Raw genomic sequence first — 18,346 nt, 5'->3', positions numbered from 1 at the left:
GCTTTCATCCCCGGGTTGAGCCAGGTGATGAGCGATCTCTGTTTCATGCGGTGGCAGCCGTTCTTATGACAGGAGGTCTCCGCAACCCAGGGTTGTGGCTTTGGATTGAGACAATGACGAAAACTGGAGGTGTAAACATGGCAGCTGTCCTCTATGTAACCGCCAACCCCAAACCGGAGCATGAATCTGTTAGTTTGCAAGTAGGCCGGGCTTTTTTAAATGCATACGAATTAACCAATCCGCTTGATGAAATCATTGAATTAAATTTATATCGCGAATCAATCCCCTTATTGGATTATGATGTTTTTAACGGATGGAACAAAATGGTGGAGCACGTGCCGCTGACGATGGAGGAAAGAAAAAAATTGAACCGCATCAATGAAGTGGTTGAGCAGTTTGTTTCAGCCGATAAATATGTATTTGTCACCCCGATGTGGAATTTCGGTCTGCCGCCGATGTTTAAAGCTTATATCGATCTCGTCTGCATGGCGGGAAAAACGTTTCGATACACAAGCCGGGGGCCGGTGGGACTGTTGATCAACAAAAAAGCGATACATATTCAGGCCCGTGGCGGTATTTTTTCACAAGGACAGGGTCAGGCGATGGAGTTTGCTGACAGTTATGTCAAAATGATTCTTGGTTTCATGGGAATTACGGATGTGAAATCAATTATTGCCGAAGGAACGTCCAACGAAGAACAGTACGACCAGATTTTGCAGCAGGCGATTCATCTGGCGAAGCGAACCGCAGTGGAGTTTGCGAAAAATTAATGGTGGATAATCGGGAAAGAAGCAGTACAAACTAGGGATGATTGGCAGAATAGTTTTTCCAGGACACTGGGGTGTCATGAATTTCCAAACCGGTGCAATGGCTCCGGCTCAATGGTTTTTCTTGACTTTCGCAGTTCTTTATCATATTATACTTACGTATTTAAAGTTAGTTACTAAACTTGAGCAGAGGAGGATCATTTCATGGCCAAAGTCCTGTATATTACGGCGAATCCCAAACCGGTTGATGAATCTTTCAGTTTGCGGGTGGGCAAGGCTTTTTTGGAGCGTTATAAAGAGATTCGCCCGGAAGATGAAATTGTGGAATTGGATCTGTACAAAACAGAAATTCCTTACATTGATGAAGAAGTTTTCAGTGGATGGGGAAAATTGGCAAAAGGGGCGGATTTGACCCCCGAAGAAAAGAAAAAAGTGGATCGCATCAATGAATTGACCGAACAATTTGTGTCCGCGGATAAATATGTATTTGTGACTCCGTTTTGGAACTTTTTATTTCCGCCAAAGCTGAAAGCCTATATCGACACGATTTGTATTGCCGGTAAAACCTTTAAATACACCGAAAACGGCCCGGTGGGGCTTCTCAAAGGAAAAAAAGCGGTTCACATTCAGGCGCGCGGCGGCGTTTACTCGGAAGGTCCCGCCCGGGAAGTGGAATTCAGTGACCGCTACCTGCGCACCGTTTTGCAATTCATCGGCATTACGGACGTTGAATCGGTTATTGCTGAAGGAATGGCAGCATTTCCGGAGCAGGCCGATGCCATTTTGGAAAAAGCGATTGCACACGGCCAGGACGTTGCTGCTTCCTTCGCAAAATAAAAGAGCAAGACATTCTCTCTCCCATGGACAAAAGGCGCCGATTCCCAAAGGTCGGCGCTTTTTTTATGGCGCATTCTCCTGGATTGAAAATTGGCAGGTCGTTTCAACATCATCTTTAATGGATTGCCGGTTGATCCGTAAACCAGATCACGCAGCACGTGATAAAAAAGAGAAAAAAGAGTGACAAACCGGAAACGACGAGATCCTTATCCAATCATGACCCATCCTTTTGCCTGAAAAGTTGTTTGCTATATTAGACTCATCTTCGGTTGTCCAGGTTGCATAAAAAGAAAAAAAATTCTCCGGCATGAATCAGAATATTTTTACCCCGAGCACGTGATCGATCGGAACGCAGCCGATTTCCCGGCTGTCCATGCTGTAATTGCGATTGTCGCCCATGACGAAGATGCAATTATCGGGAACCGTGATCTTCATGTCAGGCGTATTGTTCATCTCTTCCTTGATATAGCTTTCCTTCAGCAACTGGTTGTTGCGATAGACCCGGTTATTTTTGATTTCAATGACATCCCGCGGGACTCCGATCACGCGTTTCACCCAAATATTATGGGGTGAAGTCCCGGTGATCCAGACGTAGAGGGGACTGTCCATCAAATCGTCGACCCAGGTGCGCTGATGGTGAATCCGGCTATCTATGATGACAATATCCCCGTGATGAGGGTGGTATTGCAGGACACAGGGGAGTTTGGACACAAAAATATGATGATCCGGCATGAGTGTCGGTTCCATGGAATGGCCGAGAACTTTGGTCGGTTGCAGAATAAAAATACTGATGATGAGCGCGATTGCCATCCCGGTAAACAAAGAACTGAACCAAGCCACTCCTTCTTTTAATAACCTCATTGAAAACTCGATCTCCTTTGTAGGATTTGGAAAATGGTTGGACAGATACCTATTAATTAGACTTTTTTCTCCTTTTTCCTGTCAACTGGGCCTTATGGTCATGTAGTTGTGCATTTCCGCGTTAAAGCAGCTATTGGCGCGAAAAATGATTATTTTGCTAAAATACAAAGAGAATCTGTTTTGGTTATTTAGAATGGAGGGGAAGGGCATGCCTTTTTATCATCGCTTGGGACAGATCCCCGCTAAAAGGCATATTCAGTTTTATCAGGAAGACGGGACGCTCTATCGGGAACAAGTGATGGGAACAAAAGGATTCTCCGGCATCCAGTCGATTTTATACCATATGAACCCCCCGACCGCCGTAAGCAAAGCAGAGTGGATTCGTGATTGGGAAATCCCTTTGGAAGAGGAAGGAGCCAACCGCCATCGGCACCTCCTCACATTTGCCGCCGGAAAGGGCGGTGATCCGATTGACGGGCGGATCCATTGGCTGGCCAATGAGGATGTCGCCTTGGCCACCGTGTGTCCGACCGAAGAGATGTCTTATTTTTTCCGCAACAGCGATGGCGATGAAATTATTTTTGTCCATGAAGGAGAAGGCGTGCTGGAGACCATTTTTGGCGATCTTCCGTACCGGGCGGGCGATTATCTGGTCATTCCGGTCGGAACCACTTACCGGATTTCATTGAAGACGAAGAATACGAGATTTTTTGTGATTGAATCAAGCGGTGAAATTACCGTTCCGCGAAAATACCGAAATGAATACGGTCAATTGATGGAGCACAGCCCGTTTTGCGAGCGGGATATCCGTGTGCCGCAAACCCTTCATCCGCATCGGGAGACAGGGGAGTTCGAGGTGCGGGTAAAGGCGCGCAACCGACTCCATCGCTATACGTATGCCTTCCATCCATTCGATGTCGTCGGCTGGGACGGGTACCTTTATCCATGGGCGTTTAACATCCATGATTTTGAACCGATAACGGGTTCGATCCATCAGCCCCCGCCCGTTCACCAAACTTTTGCCGGCCCCAATTTCGTCGTGTGTTCGTTCGTTCCGCGGATGTACGATTACCATCCACTGGCGATCCCTGCCCCTTACTATCACAGCAATGTCAACAGCGATGAGGTTCTTTATTATGTGAGGGGGAACTTCATGAGCCGCAAAGGGGTAAAAGAAGGTTCAATCACGCTGCACCCCAGCGGTTTGCCCCATGGCCCCCATCCGGGAAAAGCAGAGGGGAGCATCGGGAAAAAGAGGACGGAGGAACTGGCGGTGATGGTGGATACATTCCGCCCCCTGAAGGTGGCCAAGGCGGCATTGAATATTGAAGATTCAGCTTATATGTACAGCTGGTTGGAAAATGAAAAAAGGTGATGCCTTATGCGTACAATTGATCCTGGCAAACAAAGCAAGAAAGAGAATTACAAGCTGTTGATTGGAAGCATTTTACCCCGGCCGATCGCGTTTGTCACTTCATTATCCCCGGAAGGAATCGTCAATGCTGCTCCGTTCAGTTTTTTTAATGTGATCGCCACCGACCCTCCTCTGATCGGGTTCAGTGTGTCGAGAAAACCGAACGGCGACCGGAAAGATACTGCCCGTAATATCGCTTGGAAAAAAGAATTTGTCGTCCATGTGGTTGATGAGGATAATGTATCGATGGTCAATGAGACGTCAGTCGATTTTCCGCCCGATGTGAGTGAAGCGGAAAAGATCGGTTTTCATGTCCTGCCGGGGAAGATTGTGCAGGTACCGCGTCTGGCAGAGGGGAAAATTCAAATGGAATGCCGTTTGCAGCAAATATTGGAACTGGGTGGAAGAGATACTCCGAACGCGGATTTTATCATCGGGGAAATCGTCCAGTTTCACGTGGATGATTCGCTTTATTTCGAAGGCAAGATTGATACCGATCGCCTGAGGCCGGTGGGACGGATGGCGGGAACGGAGTACGGAAAGATCGGCGAAACGTTTTCGCTGCCGCGTCTCACTTATGAAGAATGGCGGGCGCGGAACACATAAAGCAATGCAAAAAAAGAGGCAAGTGTTGATGCTTGCCTCCGAAATTTTTTATGTGAAAGCTTTTATCCACCCGGGTTGTGCCGGTCAGGACGCGAAGGTTTTATTTCTTTTGTTTCGCGTGGCGGGCTCGTTCATTTTTGGAAAGATATTTTTTGCGCAGACGGAATGTTTTCGGCGTTACTTCCAAAAGTTCATCGTCTTTCATCAATTCAAGGGCATCATCAATGGAGAGGCGGCGCGGAGCATCGAGGCGCAGCGCTTCTTCCGCGGTCGCCCTGCGAATGCTGGTCAAATGTTTTTTCTTGCAGACATTTACCTCAAGGTCATTTTCCCGGATATGCTGGCCGACGACCATTCCTTCATATACTTCGGTTCCAGGCGTGATATACAGCTGTCCGCGTTCCTGGGCCGAATGCAGGGCGTAAGTGGTGGCCGTGCCTGATTCCCAGGCGATCAGCGAGCCGAATTCATGTGTTTCAATCTCTCCGGCATAGGGTTCATATCCGGCAAATAACGTGTTCATGATCGCTTCTCCCCGGGTCGCGGTAAGCAGTTGCAGTCGAAATCCGAGTAATCCGCGCGACGGCACCTGATAGGTGAAACGGATATTGCCGCTGTCCAGAACGGTCATGTCCAGCAACCGGCCTTTCCGTTTCCCCAAGAGTTCAACTACGGTTCCCTGCTGCTCGCTGCTCACTTCAATTTCCACCTGCTCCACCGGCTCCATCAGTTGGCCGTCGACTTCCTTAAAGATTACTTCAGGTTTGCTCACCTGAAATTCATATCCTTCGCGCCGCATGTTTTCAATCAGGATGCCAAGGTGCAGCTCACCGCGCCCGGAAACCAGGAAATTGTCGGCTGAATCCGTATCTTCGACCCGAAGGGCGACATCTTTTTCAGATTCACGCATCAGCCGTTCCCGGATTTTACGGGAGGTGAGAAATTTTCCGTCCTGCCCTGCGAAGGGGCTGGTATTGATTCCGATCATCATCCGCAACGTAGGTTCTTCCACCTTGATCGGCGGCAGGCTTTCCGGGTGCGCGGGATCGGTGATCGTGTCGCCGATGCCCACTTTGCCAAGCCCGGTCAACGCGATGATATCCCCGGCATGCGCCTCTTCGACTTCCACCCTTTTTAAGCCTTCGTGGGTGAAGACCTGCCCGGCTTTGACTGCTTTTGGTTCACCCTCGGCAGGGATGAGGAGCAGGGATTGATTGCGACGGATTGTGCCGCGGTTCAGGCGGCCGATGACGATCTGACCTTTGTACTCGTCGTATCCCAGCAATGTGGCTTGCATCTGGGTATACCCCTGATCGTCCACATCCGGCGAAGGAAGGTAAGAGAGAATCGTTTCAAACAAAGGCTCCATCGTCGGTGTCAACTGATCCGGTTCAAAGCCGGAGGCACCGGTCAAGCCGCTCGCATATAAAATCGGAAAATCGCACTGCTCATCCGTGGCGCCCAAATCGACGAAGAGATCGAACGTTTTATTCACCACTTCTTCCGGGCGGGCATTTTCGCGGTCGATCTTGTTTACGACGACGATCGCCTTATGTCCGCGCTCCAGCGCTTGGCGGAGGACGAATTTCGTTTGCGGCATCGGCCCTTCCACTGCGTCAACCAGGAGCAGGACACCGTCCACCATGTTCATCACCCGTTCCACTTCGCCGCCAAAGTCCGCGTGTCCCGGAGTGTCAACAATATTGATTTTGACCCCTTTATATTGAATCGCCGTGTTTTTGGACAGGATCGTGATTCCCCGCTCGCGCTCCAAATCATTGGAATCCAGGATCCGTTCCTCCACTTGCTGGTTTTCGCGGAAGATCCGGCTCTGTTTTAACATCGCATCGACTAATGTTGTTTTACCGTGGTCTACGTGAGCGATAATCGCGATATTTCGTATGTTTTCTGGTGTGTACATCTCTGGTGAGGAGGTCTTTGACCCCCAACCTCCCTTTTCGTAATCTGATTCCAAATCGAATCGTACCATACCGAGATGGGGGAGCGCTAGAGGATGGAATCAGAATCACCCGGAAAAATCCCATGTTTGACCGGGGCGGTATGTTTTTTCCGCCACAGGAGGTAAAAAGTGACCAGAAAGGCGATGAAGAGCGGATAGAGCAGTGCCCAACCGACAAAAGGAAGGATGCATACTGTCAGCAGAAAGGAGAGCAAGCTGATCAGCTGCCGCCACTTGGAATCCTTCAATAATTTGATGGCCGCAGCGCATCCCCCGGCATAAGTCAGAATAAACGAAGCATTTGGGAGCAGGAGCAGATGGGCCAAGGAGATTACTCCCGTGGAGTAAAAAGTGAAAGAAAGCGTAAAGCCGACAGCCATCAGTGCCAGTCCGCCTGTCGGTGTCTGCCGTTTGGATAACCGGCTTAAAAAAACAGGTGCATTACCCGCCCGTGCCAAAGCAAAAGCCAAGCGCGACGCCGCACCCGTATAGGCGATGACGGTGGCGCTGCAGATGAGAAAACACAAGATGGCCGTCAGCAATTGTCCGCTTTTCCCAAACGTAAAGCGCATGAGAAAAGAGATGGCGGTATCCGCATGGGTGTAACTCCCGGTTCCGACGGTGACAAAAGCGGTGAAAAAGTAGATGGTGCCAACAATGATTGCCGCGCAGATCACCCCGATGATCGAATCGCGCTGCGGATTGGCAAACTCCTCCGATAAATGCGAGACGGCTTCCCATCCGATAAAACACCAGAACAGGATGGTGGTCGCCACTCCGACGGGAATCCATCCGTGTGGCAAAAACGGGCTAAAATTCGATGCCTGCACAAAAGGGACTGCCCCGAAGATGGCAAGAAGCAGGACGATTAAAATACTGCTGACGATCGCCACCTGTATTTTTCCTCCCAATTCCATCCCATGGCAGTTGAGAATTAAAGCTCCCAAAACCATTGCCACTCCTGCCAGGATTCGTCCGCTTTCCCCCCATCCCATCGCGGAACTCAGATAGCCTGCCCCGGTGAGGGCGGCAACCGGAGCCCCGATCATGACAGACATGATAAAAAACCATCCGATGTAAATGCCGGCTTGTTTTCCGTAAGCAAGGGTGACAAAATGAGAGACCCCGCCGGCATGAGGGTATTTGGCGGATAACCATCCCATGGTAATGGCCATGGGCAAAGTAAAGACGGCCATGACTGCCCAGGCGATCAGGCAGGAAGGGCCGGCGATCTGGGCGGATAACCCGGGGACGATAAGAATTCCGGAGCCCAAAACAGCTGCCGTGTATAAGGCGATGATCTGTGGCAAACTGATTGTTTTCTTCAGTTGTTTCAAATTTCTTCACTCTCCTGTGTTCGGTTGCTTTTATTTTAAAAAGGATGTTACTATCAGTAAAATAGATAAATTCTATAGAGATGATCGATCAAAACGATATAAAAGGGGAGGAAGATTGTTTGGAGTTCCGTCATTTAAAAACATTGAAAACGGTGGTGGAGGCAGGGGGCATCACCCGGGCCGCCGAACAGCTCGGCTATGCGCAATCCAGTGTGACGATGCAGATCCATGCGTTGGAAGAAGAGCTGGGAATCCCTTTATTTGACCGCCTGGGCAAAAAGCTCGTTTTGACGGCGGCGGGCGAAAAACTTTTGCATTATGCCGTCCGGTTATTGAACATCCATGATGAAGCTTTGGCGGAGATCCGTGCCCAGACGGAACCGGCGGGAACGCTGACAATTGGGACACCGGAATCGTTAGCCGCTTTTCGGCTGCCGGCGTTGCTCCAGGAATACAAACAGAGATTTCCGAAGGTGAAGTTAATCATCAATCCCGGATTGTGCACGGAGATGCGAAACCTTTTGCGACGGGGCGAACTGGATCTCGCATTTTTGCTGGAAGCGGAACATGAGGAAGAGGAAGATCTTGCGGTCGAGACGCTGGTATTTGAAGAGATGGCACTTGTGGCGGCCCCGGATCATCCGTTGGCAAGGGCAGAAGAAGTGAAGCCGAAGGATATTCAGAATGAAATTATTCTGCAAACAGAAAAAGGGTGCAGCTACCGAACTTTGTTTGAGCAATATTTGATGCGCAACGGGATTAACACAACCCAGGGGGAAGAATTCTGGAGTATCGAAGCGATCAAAAATTGCGTACAGGTCGGTCTGGGTTTGGCTTTTTTGCCGATGATCACAGTGAGGAAAGAGTTGCAGGAAGGACGATTGTCGAGACTGAACTGGCGGGATGAAACTTGCGGTGTGTTTACGAAAATGGCCTATCACAAGAAGAAATGGCTTTCTCCGGCCGTAAAAGAATGGATTGAGCTTGTCCGGAACCGGGCGGAACACTGGCGGAGCAATTGAAAGGAAGATTCGGGAACGAATGTTCTTGTTTTTGTTTTTTCAGCCTGTTATGATTGAAACAGGAGGCGATTGCACATGATGGGGCATCGGTCGGATCGAAGATTTTACGCGCCGGCCGGTGCCCTTCTCCGCGTTGATGCAATCATCTTTACGAGCATTTTACCACTTTGGTTTTGCGAGAATTTCCCCCATTCACGCGGAATCCCCCAGCAGTAAGAAATGAATAAGGTGAAATGAGAATGGAATGGATTTTACTTACTGAAGATCATGAAATTCCTGAGGAAGAAAACCCGAGTTGGAAAAGGATCTGTCAATGCATTTGTAGTTTGGATGGAAAAGAAGCGACAAATTTCACGTTGGAATTGGTTGATGCAGGGACGCTGTATTGTGGAGGCGGTAATTTAATTAAAGGGGAAAAAAGATATATTGTGAATTATGTTTCAGAAGACGGAGAAGTGAATTGCAGTCTGATTGATCCCGCTGAAAGTGAAGAAGAATATTATGAGTTGACGATACAAACCAGTGAACTGTATCCTGCCAAATGGTGTGTTACACAAGATAAGGCAGTCGAAGCAATCAGGTATTTTTATGAGAATGGATCACGGTGTCAAGATCATTCTTGGGAGTACCTTGCGGGTGGTCCTGACTTATAAAGCAAGGCTCAGGGATCTTGTTGAAATACATCAAGGACAAAATCTAATGCAGTTTAAATGTAGTTTCAACTTCCTTACATCGCCAAATCGGGCATGTGGGGGAAGAGATATATGGGAGGAGGCAACGTCGCACGGACAAGTGGAAGAGTTGGAGACGATCGTTATCCTGATTTTATAGATTAAGTAGGTGAAAAAATTGAGTAAGCAATTGGAATGGGAATATTCTCATGGAGAGATTCAGTTAGATGACATTAGAAAAGTTGAGAAACAATTAGGAATCCGATTTCCTAGCGAATATAATGATATTATTTTAAAGTATCATCCTATTACAGTATCTCCCGATGTTCTTTACCTACCAGGTGTTCGAGATATTGTATTGACCGACTTTGCTTCGTTCAATCCCGATGCGGAACACGATCTTTATATCCTACTGATTTATGAATATATAAAAGATCGATTAGTCGATCATGTTTATCCTTTTGTATACGAAGCATCTGGAGATTGTCTTTGCTTTGACTACCGCAATGAAAAAGAAGAGCCGAAAATTGTTTTATGGGATCATGAAGAAGCGGCCATTGACAAAGAGAAAGGACTTTTCCCGATTTGTGATTCCTTTGGGGAGTTTCTTGAGCTACTGAAAAAAGGTTAAAAGGCCAGATGTTACTTTTGCATCTGATTGACGAAGCGGGCTGAATGCAATAATTAAAAATATGATCGTCGAGCGGGGATGAGGAATGGAACCGGTTTTGCGTAAATGGCACAAAGTCATGACAAAGTGTGGTTTTACAGTCGGTTCAACAGATGAGCATGTGATTAGTGAGATTAAAAAATCCTTGCATCTTAGTGAGAAACTCGTAACTTGGTATAGAAAGTTTGCTCCGAGAATGGGGGAATTGGATTTTGGCGGGAATCCTATCCAATTGTATGAACCGGAAGAGTTGGTCGATTTACAGATGAATTTCAGCCACAATTTGCGGAATATGCAAAAGGACCCGGATTGGAAAGCGGATTGGATTGTAATCGCCGATAAAGGGTCAGACCCTTTCATTTTTGAGCAGAAAACGGAAAAGATTTACCATACGTGGCATGGACAAAGGAGTGTAAATTTAAGAAAAATTGCGCCTGATCTTGAAGGTTTTATTGAAACTTTGACTGTGCTTGGTGAGATTTGTCATTTAAAATACGGAGGTCATTTTCTGAACGATGAATGGGAGTTTGATAAAAAGATTTTGCAAGAAATCGGGATGAAGTTAGGTACGGTTCTGCCTGATGAGTGCGTGAAAAGCTGGATATTGATTTTAGAGTAACTTTTCAATTGAATGATGAGTTGGGGTCTTCCCGTCATAAGATGAATTAACGCTAAATGAAGCAAGGTAAAAATGATTTTGCAAAACGGCCGCTTTTTACAGTATCGGAACAGTGAAGTATTTTAAGGTGATCCCAATGTATCAAAGTAAATTATTCTAATTGGAAAGGGTTCAGTTTGATGAACATCAAAGTTCCTGATTTTCACCATTTTTACCGGGGAAATGTAAAGTTCAAGACATATAATGGAGAAGCGGTTACAAGAAATATTTATGCTGGTAATATAAGTTTACCTTCTGGCCAAATTGTCGCATGTGATCCTTTCGTTTACGAAAGTACCGAACCGTTTATAAATAAAGTAAATCCGGGAGAGTATCCAGTAGTATTAAACGTTGTTCATTATCTCGATGATGACGACGAACGCATTGGTGCGGCGATGATCAGGTTTAAAGAAAGTCAGGCAGTACGCTGGGAAATGGCTTTGAAGGAAGGTCAGGATTTAAGTGAATTGGAAGAGGGTGAGGCTTTTGGCTACTCTGTTGACTGTGGTGTTGGCTGTTTTATGGATGATGAAATTTACAAAAAATACAAAAGTATATTGGATGAAAATCCTGAATACGATGATTTCATAATAGAGGAAATGGAGAAAAATTACGTGGATACCAGAGATTGGGCCAATCTAAAAATAGACCCGTTAGGTAACATTGTAATTTTTTCAAGCGGATTAGGTGATGGATATTATGTATCGTATTGGGGTTATGATGAGAAAGATGAAATCTGCTGTTTAGTGACTGATTTCGGTCTGTATGAAGGGAATAAAAATCGAAAGGCTGCTTTGTTAAACCAAAACGCCGAACTGCTTGACCCGAAATAAGCGCGTTCGGCGTTTTTGTATTGCCGGCGGGGACATCACTTACCTTGACGCAAGGTGTGAACGTTTTTGTTGTCGTATCCAAATTCCGGTACAATGGGGTTAGAGGTGGAGCAAAATGATCATATATCGTCCCAAGCAAAATCGTTTATATGGCCCGGCTGACACGGAACGAAGAAAACCGTCTGCCGGACGATCCGCTAGCGACGCCCGTGATCCGTTTGAAAAGGATTATGGGCGGATTATTCACAGTGCCGCTTTTCGCCGGTTGCAGTCAAAGACACAAGTGATCGGCGGCTATGCGGGCGATATTCACCGCACGAGACTTACCCATTCAATGGAAGTGGCCCAGATTGCAAGGGGGATTGCCATTCATCTTAACACCAACCATCCCTTTTTTCATGAGCATGCGCTTCTTGACGGCTCATTGGTGGAAGCGGCTGCTCTGGCCCATGATCTGGGGCATCCACCCTTCGGGCATCGGGGAGAGGTGGCGTTGAATCAATGCATGCGCGCTTTTGGCGGATTTGAAGGAAACGCCCATACTTTCCGGATTTTGACCCGGCTGGAGGGGGAGAAAGGGGAGTACGGCCTCAATTTGACGCGCGGGTTGCTGCTCTCCATCCTCAAGTACCCGATCCTGTTGGACGAAGCAGTGAACGAAAAGCAGTATGACCGCGAAAAGAAGGCCATTCCCCCAAAAGCGAGTGTTTTCAGCTGTGATCAGGAAGCATTTGCCTGGGTTCTCGCTTCATTTACCGATGAGGAAAAAGCGTACCTGACAAAAGTTGCGCCTGACCCGGAACGTCACACGCAAACACTGCACAAAACACTGGAGTGTTCGATTATCGAATTGGCCGACGACATCGCCTACGGTACCCATGATGTCGAAGATGCGCTCAATTTGCGGCTGATTCGCTTAAACCACCTCAAAGAATTGCTCTATCCATTCAAAAAACGGCTGGAATACCCCGAACTGATGGAGGCATGGTGCGAATTGGACGGGCTTGACCCGGAGCATGATCAGCTGAAGTATCGGCTGAAAAAAGTGATCGCTGCTGTCATTTCCACTTTCATCACCCAGATCCGGGCAGAGAAGACGTATGATACTTTTTCTTCGCCACGCCTCTTATACCGTGTCGAACTGCCGAAGGAGCTGCGCGATCTTCTGGACAGCCTCAAACGCTGGGTATCCGATGAAGTGATCGAATCACAACGGGTGCAAACGATTGCCTGGCGCGGGGCTTATGTGATTGAAAAACTGTTTTCCGCCTTTATGAACGATGACCGGCTCCTGACCGAACACGACCGTCACATGTGGAAACAGGTGGAGACAGAGGTTGAAAGAGCGCGAATAGTCTGTGACTATATCGCCGGAATGACGGATTCTTTCGCCATGAAAATGTTTGCGCGCCTGTACGGACAAAGCCGAAACTTCTTTGATTATTAAATTCTTGCTCGGCAGACCCTGGGGTGATATAGTAATTGTAAATATATAGAAATATTGTGTTTTTTTGAACAGCAGCAAAAGCTGATCAGGGACTTGGCATCAACCGGGATTTCGTCCCGGAAAGTCCCCAGGCTTTCATAGTCTTAATCTTTCGTTTATTACGGCAACGTTTGCAAGTTTTCTTCCGGGGTGGTGTGTTCATGATTTGGGGAATGAACAATTGTTCCAACGAGTTGGGGGAGATTTTAAACGTGCTGGATGAGAGTGTGCAACTGTTGAATCATGTCTCCAAAGAAAATGAACTGGCCATGGCGCGGGCGGTAAGGCAAAAAGTGGAGTGGACCCTGGAAAAAGTGATTGGCCGTGAATGGGTCGAAATCCACTCCGAGTTGCGTGAACTGATTTACTACCTGGATTTGACCTGTTTCAGCCTGTTGAACATGCGTGGTGAATCTTTTCCTGTCTATTTGCAGGAAGTAAATCAGCGGTACAGTTCATTGTTGCGTTCACTCTACGAGCTTTACCAGCACCGGATGGAACGGTGTCGAACCAATTCAATGATGTGATTGCTTAAACTGCATTCTCTTATTGGATGTAGTTTTTTTATATTTTTGCGAGCGAGATATTCACCTGGCTTCGGCTGTGGAGATGAGAGCCGGCGTCAGGTGAGGGTGTGAGTTGACTTTCACCTCTTTCGCATGCTTGACCACCTTTTGCTCTCTTCTTTTGCACCAAAAGGATGGAGGAAACCTTTGTTTCCCTGCTGTGTGAATGGTGTGTTTCCGCCATAGACTTGCATGTCAGGTACATGGTGAAGAACCACAAGATGGAAAGATTCATCGCGGATGCGCCCTGATTTGAGCTTGCCGTCATGTTGGAGCAGCACAATCGGGACATCAGCATCGCCCAAAAACATTCTGCGAGGAAAGTTAAGACTGATCGCCGTGGAGCTCGCGGTTTGACTTGGTTTCCCGGTTGCAGGAGATGAAGAAAGGTTTTCCCTCCTCTGAGACTGGGGAATGGTCAATGTAAAAATGAGCATGCTAGAAGATGAATGACAGCGATCAAGGAAAAAAGGGCCTACGTTGGACACCATGTCCTAAGTGAGTCAGAGACAGGTTTTTAAGCCGGATAATGAAAAAATTTCCAGATTAATGAAAATCAATTCATTTGATATTGACAAGATTAACCGGCAAACTGTACCATAAATAATACTGCAAAAACATAAAAATAACCCTATTAACTAGGGATTGAATCGGGGTGAAATAGATGAAGAGAGCAAAAGCGCTGCTATCCATACTGATCGGTTTGGTTCTCGTTTTCTCATTTGCGACAGGTTGCAGTGTGCAAAATGGTGACCTGCTCACACAAATTAAAAAGCGCGGGACGATCCGAATCGGTACGGAGGGGACATATAAACCTTTCAGTTTTCACGATGAAAAAACGGAAAAACTGACGGGGTTTGATGTAGATGTCGCCACGGAAGTGGCCAAGCGCATGGGGGTGAAGGCCCAGTTTGTCGAAATCCCCTGGGATGGTATGCTGACCAGCTTAAAAACGGGGAAAATCGATATGGTTGCCAACCAGGTCGGCATTAAGCCGGAGCGCAAAACAAAATTCGATTTCTCCGAGCCGTATACCGTTTCTTACGCCCAGATCGTCGTCCGCAAGGATAATGATTCGATCAAGAGCGTAAAAGATCTCAAAGGAAAAAAAGCAGGGCAAACGCCTACCAGTAACTACGGGAAAATGGCGAAAGATGCCGGGGCGACCATCGTCGCTTATGAAGACATGATGAGCGCGATGAAAGATGTGGCTGCCGGACGCATCGATTTCAGCATGAACGATCGCCTGGCAGTGGCCGAAATGATGAAAACGACGAATTTGCCCTTGAAAACGGTCGGCGAACAGATGGAACGCTCTGAAAGTGCCTTCCCGGTGCCGAAAGGAAATCCTGAGCTTGTGAAAGCGATTAACCAAGCGTTAGACAGTATGAAAAAAGATGGTACGTTGAAGAAGATTTCAGAAAAATGGTTTGGTGTGGACGTAACTCAATAGAATTGCACTAAGATCTTGTTGTTGTCCTCTCTTATGGAAAGGAAGAACAAGATCTTATTTTTCTTCCATAATAAACTATTTTCTCTTTCCTTTTGTTACTATATTGTATGAGCATGGCTGGAATGAGCTAGTGCATCTGGATGCATATTAAGCAAAGAAATGTCGGTATGATTGAAGGAGTGTAACTAATGACTCAGTCTGCAATGGCAAAACCGTTTACGATGGTTTTATTTGGCGCGACGGGGGATTTGGCGAAACGGAAATTGTTCCCTGCCCTGTTCAGCTTATACAAAAATAAATTCCTTCCCGAACACTTTCGTTTGATCGGGGTTGGCCGCTCCACACGAGATCATGAAGCCTTTCGCCAGTCAGTCAGGGAATCGATTGATTCGTTCGGACGCCTGAAAGTGGCGGATGAAAATGAATGGCAGCAATTTATCCAGCATTTCTATTACGCCGTGGCGGATGTGACGAATCCGGAAGGATATAAGGGGATCAAGGACCTTGTCGAGGAATATGAAAACAAATATCAAGTGCCGCCGAACCGCCTGTTTTATTTATCACTTGCCCCGGATTTGTTTGCGACTGTTTCCACCAACCTGAGATTGTCCGGTTTAACGGAAACGGGAGGCTGGAAACGCCTGATCATCGAGAAGCCGATTGGCCATGATTATGACTCGGCCAAAAAACTGAATGAACAAATCAAGCAGACGTTTACGGAGCAAGAGATTTACCGGATCGACCATTATCTCGGCAAAGAAATGGTGCAAAATATTGAGGTTATGCGCTTTGCCAACTCGCTGTTCGAGCCGATTTGGAACAATCATTACATCGAAAGCGTACAGATTACGGCCAGTGAAACGGTCGGTGTCGAAGATCGGGCCAGTTATTATGATCATGCGGGAGCATTGCGGGACATGGTGCAAAACCATATGTTGCAAATGCTGATGATGGTTTGCATGGAACCGCCGAGCCGCCTGAAAACCGAAGCGATTCATGACGAAAAAATCAAGGTTCTTCGTTCGCTTCGCAGGTATACGGAGGAAGAGGCGGGAAAATATATGATACGGGGCCAATACGTTGACGGGGAAATCAATGGAAAACCGGTTCCGGCATATCGGAATGAGAAAAATGTCGATCCCGGGTCCATGACGGAAACCTTTGTCGCCGGCAAGTTGTTCGTAGACAATTTGCGATGGGCCGGAGTACCGTTTTATATCCGCACAGGAAAACGCATGCCGGAAAAAATGACACAGATCATCATTGAATTCAAGGAAATGCCTAAAAATCTCTATTTCAACAAAGATAACAATCTCGGCCCCAATCTGTTGGTCATCAGCATTCAGCCGCAGGAAGGCGTCAATCTGATCCTCAACGCCAAAAAACCGGGTTCCGACAACCAGGTGATGCCGATTTCGATGGAATTCTGCAACAACTGTGAGCAAGGTTCGCCGGAAGCGTATGAATCGTTAATCTATGATGCGATTGTTGGTGATCAAACATTCTTCACGCATTGGGAGGAGGTCTCGCTCGCCTGGAAGTTTATCGATCCGATTCGCAGAGCCTGGGATGAAAATAGGCATCCGCTGACTTTCTACCGGAGCGGTTCGTGGGGACCGCAAGAAGCACATGATCTGTTGGCGGCGAATGGACATGTCTGGCGGCCTGCCATCGCCAAAGATATTTCCCGGATTGTCAAAGCCAATGAGGTTGTAACCAGATAAAAAGGGAGAGTTGAGTTGACCATGAAAATTTATGACGTTTCCATGCCGATCACAGAGGAGATGCCCGTATATAAAAATAAGGAAACAAAGAAACCAAGCATTCGCGTTGTTCAGGACTTTGATACGGCCACCGCGCGCGAATCCCGCATCGAAATGGATGTGCACTGTGGAACTCACGTCGATTCCCCGCTCCATATGCTTCCGGAAGGCGGGACCATGTCAACCATTCCAATTGAGCGATTGGTTGGGCAATGCCGGGTGCTTGACTTGACGGATGTCAAAGAAAGCATTACTCGTGCTGATTTGGAAAAACATGAAATCAAAGAAGGCGAGTTTCTTCTCTTTAAAACGCGGAATTCCTGGGAAGATGTATTTGATTTTGAATTTGTGTTTTTAGCCGAAGACGGAGCCAAGTACTTAATTGAAAAAGGGGTCAGAGGGGTTGGAACCGATGCGCTGGGTATCGAACGGGCCCAGCCTGGTCATCCGACGCATAAAAGCCTGTTCCGTGCAGATATTTTAATCATGGAAGGGCTTCGGTTGAAAGAGGTTCCAGCCGGAACCTATTTTATGGTTGCTGCCCCGATCAAGTTGGTTCATACAGAAGCAGCACCGGCACGCGTTTTGCTTTTTGAAGGAATCGGTGCATAAGAATGTTGGCGGCCCTATTCACCATAGTGGCCGTCATTTTTATTGACAAGAACATGTTTTGAATTTAAGATGATAACATTATTAAATAGAAGAAAACCGATTAAAAAAGATTGAATTAGGTGAAACCAACATGGACTTTTTGGGAACGATACAGTGGCAGAATTTGTTTGATATTGATTTGGCTGAGCGAAATGCTTCGTTTATTTTAAATGGCATCGTGGCAACGGTTTGGATCAGCATCACTGCGATGGCAATCGGCTTGTTGATCGGTCTCTTCACCGCCATGGCCAGGATGTCAAAACGATGGATTTTGCAAGGAATTGCCCGTATTTATATTTCGATCATCCGCGGAACACCGTTGTTGGTTCAACTCTTTATTCTTTATTTTGGCCTTCCGGTCATCGGAGTTACCCTGACACCGACAGCAGCGGGGCTGATTGGCCTTTCTGTGAACGTGGGGGCTTATGCGGCTGAAACGATTCGCGGTTCGCTTGCTTCCATTCCCAAAGGGCAGTGGGAAGCGGCTGCTTCGCTGAACATGACCTATTGGCAGACGATGCGCCGCGTCATTATTCCGCAAGCGGCACGCGTCGCCTTGCCCTCGTTGATGAACAGTTTTTTGAGCCTGGTGAAAGATACCTCGCTGTTGGCGATGATTACAGTGAACGAGATGTTTTATCGCGCCAAAATCGTGGGTGGACGGGAATTTGATTATATGACGCCTTATATTCTCGTCGCCGTCTATTATTGGATCGTCTGCACGGTGTTAAATTATGCACAGCAAAAATTGGAAAAACGTTATGGCCGATATGCGGGATAGAAGGGAGGTA

General features: G+C 47.2%; 18 protein-coding genes. 15 read left to right on the top strand and 3 right to left on the bottom strand.

The window, feature by feature from the left end; translation table 11 throughout:
* Positions 1-137 precede the first annotated feature (137 nt).
* Together I8U19_RS01685 and I8U19_RS01680 are read left to right on the top strand one after the other, a co-directional pair.
* Positions 138-770: an FMN-dependent NADH-azoreductase gene (locus I8U19_RS01685; RefSeq protein ID WP_033099187.1), complete on the top strand. Its 633-nt coding sequence runs from the start codon at positions 138-140 to the stop codon at positions 768-770.
* Between the two features lie 201 nt (positions 771-971).
* Positions 972-1,604, top strand: coding sequence for an FMN-dependent NADH-azoreductase (locus I8U19_RS01680; protein ID WP_198055008.1), 633 nt, complete (start codon positions 972-974; stop codon positions 1,602-1,604).
* 312 nt (positions 1,605-1,916) lie between these two features.
* Here I8U19_RS01680 and lepB read toward each other — a convergent pair whose 3' ends face one another.
* Positions 1,917-2,465 carry a signal peptidase I gene (gene lepB, locus I8U19_RS01675; RefSeq protein ID WP_198055007.1) on the bottom strand — a complete coding sequence of 183 codons (549 nt, stop codon included), beginning with the start codon at positions 2,463-2,465 and terminating at the stop codon, positions 1,917-1,919.
* A 208-nt stretch (positions 2,466-2,673) separates the two neighbouring features.
* Here lepB and I8U19_RS01670 point away from each other — a divergent pair, with 208 nt between their 5' ends.
* Together I8U19_RS01670 and I8U19_RS01665 are read left to right on the top strand one after the other, a co-directional pair.
* Positions 2,674-3,840 carry a homogentisate 1,2-dioxygenase gene (locus tag I8U19_RS01670; RefSeq protein ID WP_033099184.1) on the top strand — a complete coding sequence of 389 codons (1,167 nt, stop codon included), beginning with the start codon at positions 2,674-2,676 and terminating at the stop codon, positions 3,838-3,840.
* Between the two features lie 6 nt (positions 3,841-3,846).
* A complete protein-coding gene (locus I8U19_RS01665; RefSeq protein ID WP_198055006.1) occupies positions 3,847-4,485 on the top strand; it encodes a flavin reductase family protein in 639 nt (212 codons plus the stop codon).
* A gap of 100 nt (positions 4,486-4,585) precedes the next feature.
* Here I8U19_RS01665 and typA read toward each other — a convergent pair whose 3' ends face one another.
* Both typA and I8U19_RS01655 read right to left on the bottom strand, forming a co-directional pair.
* A complete protein-coding gene (gene typA, locus I8U19_RS01660; RefSeq protein ID WP_198055005.1) occupies positions 4,586-6,406 on the bottom strand; it encodes a translational GTPase TypA in 1,821 nt (606 codons plus the stop codon).
* Between the two features lie 86 nt (positions 6,407-6,492).
* Entirely contained in the window at positions 6,493-7,782 is a 1,290-nt protein-coding gene (locus tag I8U19_RS01655; protein WP_198055004.1) for an amino acid permease, read from the bottom strand.
* A 119-nt stretch (positions 7,783-7,901) separates the two neighbouring features.
* Between I8U19_RS01655 and I8U19_RS01650 the strand changes: the two genes are divergently transcribed.
* The 11 genes from I8U19_RS01650 (at position 7,902) to I8U19_RS01600 (ending at position 18,336) form a co-directional block, all read left to right on the top strand.
* Positions 7,902-8,804: a LysR family transcriptional regulator gene (locus tag I8U19_RS01650; protein WP_033099346.1), complete on the top strand. Its 903-nt coding sequence runs from the start codon at positions 7,902-7,904 to the stop codon at positions 8,802-8,804.
* A 239-nt stretch (positions 8,805-9,043) separates the two neighbouring features.
* On the top strand, positions 9,044-9,457 hold the full coding sequence (locus I8U19_RS01645) for an Imm1 family immunity protein (protein ID WP_033099181.1): 414 nt from the start codon (positions 9,044-9,046) through the stop codon (positions 9,455-9,457).
* 196 nt (positions 9,458-9,653) lie between these two features.
* Positions 9,654-10,106, top strand: coding sequence for an SMI1/KNR4 family protein (locus I8U19_RS01640; RefSeq protein WP_198055003.1), 453 nt, complete (start codon positions 9,654-9,656; stop codon positions 10,104-10,106).
* Between the two features lie 85 nt (positions 10,107-10,191).
* Entirely contained in the window at positions 10,192-10,764 is a 573-nt protein-coding gene (locus I8U19_RS01635; protein WP_198055002.1) for an SMI1/KNR4 family protein, read from the top strand.
* Positions 10,765-10,943: 179 nt separating this feature from the next.
* A complete protein-coding gene (locus I8U19_RS01630; protein ID WP_198055001.1) occupies positions 10,944-11,636 on the top strand; it encodes a DUF4241 domain-containing protein in 693 nt (230 codons plus the stop codon).
* Between the two features lie 115 nt (positions 11,637-11,751).
* Positions 11,752-13,083 (top strand): anti-phage deoxyguanosine triphosphatase, encoded by a 1,332-nt coding sequence (locus tag I8U19_RS01625; protein WP_052153854.1) that lies wholly within the window; start codon positions 11,752-11,754, stop codon positions 13,081-13,083.
* A gap of 200 nt (positions 13,084-13,283) precedes the next feature.
* Positions 13,284-13,649 (top strand): hypothetical protein, encoded by a 366-nt coding sequence (locus tag I8U19_RS01620; protein ID WP_033099177.1) that lies wholly within the window; start codon positions 13,284-13,286, stop codon positions 13,647-13,649.
* A gap of 703 nt (positions 13,650-14,352) precedes the next feature.
* Complete coding sequence (locus tag I8U19_RS01615; RefSeq protein WP_033099176.1) at positions 14,353-15,141, top strand: transporter substrate-binding domain-containing protein; 789 nt, start codon at positions 14,353-14,355, stop codon at positions 15,139-15,141.
* A gap of 188 nt (positions 15,142-15,329) precedes the next feature.
* Complete coding sequence (gene zwf / locus I8U19_RS01610) at positions 15,330-16,865, top strand: glucose-6-phosphate dehydrogenase (RefSeq protein ID WP_081943627.1); 1,536 nt, start codon at positions 15,330-15,332, stop codon at positions 16,863-16,865.
* 21 nt (positions 16,866-16,886) lie between these two features.
* Positions 16,887-17,516, top strand: a complete 630-nt coding sequence (locus I8U19_RS01605) for a cyclase family protein (protein ID WP_033099342.1) — start codon at positions 16,887-16,889, stop codon at positions 17,514-17,516.
* Between the two features lie 139 nt (positions 17,517-17,655).
* The gene (locus tag I8U19_RS01600; RefSeq protein WP_198055139.1) at positions 17,656-18,336 is read left to right on the top strand and encodes an amino acid ABC transporter permease; all 681 of its coding nucleotides are present in this window, start codon (positions 17,656-17,658) and stop codon (positions 18,334-18,336) included.
* The last annotated feature ends 10 nt before the right edge of the window (positions 18,337-18,346 follow it).

It is taken from the genome of Thermoactinomyces sp. CICC 10523 (assembly GCF_016055105.1).
Taxonomy (GTDB): Bacteria; Bacillota; Bacilli; order Thermoactinomycetales; family Thermoactinomycetaceae; genus Thermoactinomyces_A; species Thermoactinomyces_A daqus.
This window is presented reverse-complemented; position numbering and strand designations above follow the sequence as displayed.

Excerpts from the sequence above, each read along its gene's own strand:
- I8U19_RS01605 (WP_033099342.1), top strand. The coding sequence starts at position 16,887 with ATGAAAATTTATGACGTTTCCATGCCGATCACAGAGGAGATGCCCGTA.
- lepB (WP_198055007.1), bottom strand. The coding sequence starts at position 2,465 with ATGAGGTTATTAAAAGAAGGAGTGGCTTGGTTCAGTTCTTTGTTTACC.
- I8U19_RS01625 (WP_052153854.1), top strand. The coding sequence starts at position 11,752 with ATGATCATATATCGTCCCAAGCAAAATCGTTTATATGGCCCGGCTGAC.
- I8U19_RS01665 (WP_198055006.1), top strand. The coding sequence starts at position 3,847 with ATGCGTACAATTGATCCTGGCAAACAAAGCAAGAAAGAGAATTACAAG.
- I8U19_RS01685 (WP_033099187.1), top strand. The coding sequence starts at position 138 with ATGGCAGCTGTCCTCTATGTAACCGCCAACCCCAAACCGGAGCATGAA.
- I8U19_RS01620 (WP_033099177.1), top strand. The coding sequence starts at position 13,284 with ATGATTTGGGGAATGAACAATTGTTCCAACGAGTTGGGGGAGATTTTA.
- I8U19_RS01645 (WP_033099181.1), top strand. The coding sequence starts at position 9,044 with ATGGAATGGATTTTACTTACTGAAGATCATGAAATTCCTGAGGAAGAA.
- I8U19_RS01630 (WP_198055001.1), top strand. The coding sequence starts at position 10,944 with ATGAACATCAAAGTTCCTGATTTTCACCATTTTTACCGGGGAAATGTA.
- typA (WP_198055005.1), bottom strand. The coding sequence starts at position 6,406 with ATGTACACACCAGAAAACATACGAAATATCGCGATTATCGCTCACGTA.
- I8U19_RS01635 (WP_198055002.1), top strand. The coding sequence starts at position 10,192 with ATGGAACCGGTTTTGCGTAAATGGCACAAAGTCATGACAAAGTGTGGT.
- I8U19_RS01670 (WP_033099184.1), top strand. The coding sequence starts at position 2,674 with ATGCCTTTTTATCATCGCTTGGGACAGATCCCCGCTAAAAGGCATATT.
- I8U19_RS01615 (WP_033099176.1), top strand. The coding sequence starts at position 14,353 with ATGAAGAGAGCAAAAGCGCTGCTATCCATACTGATCGGTTTGGTTCTC.
- zwf (WP_081943627.1), top strand. The coding sequence starts at position 15,330 with ATGACTCAGTCTGCAATGGCAAAACCGTTTACGATGGTTTTATTTGGC.
- I8U19_RS01680 (WP_198055008.1), top strand. The coding sequence starts at position 972 with ATGGCCAAAGTCCTGTATATTACGGCGAATCCCAAACCGGTTGATGAA.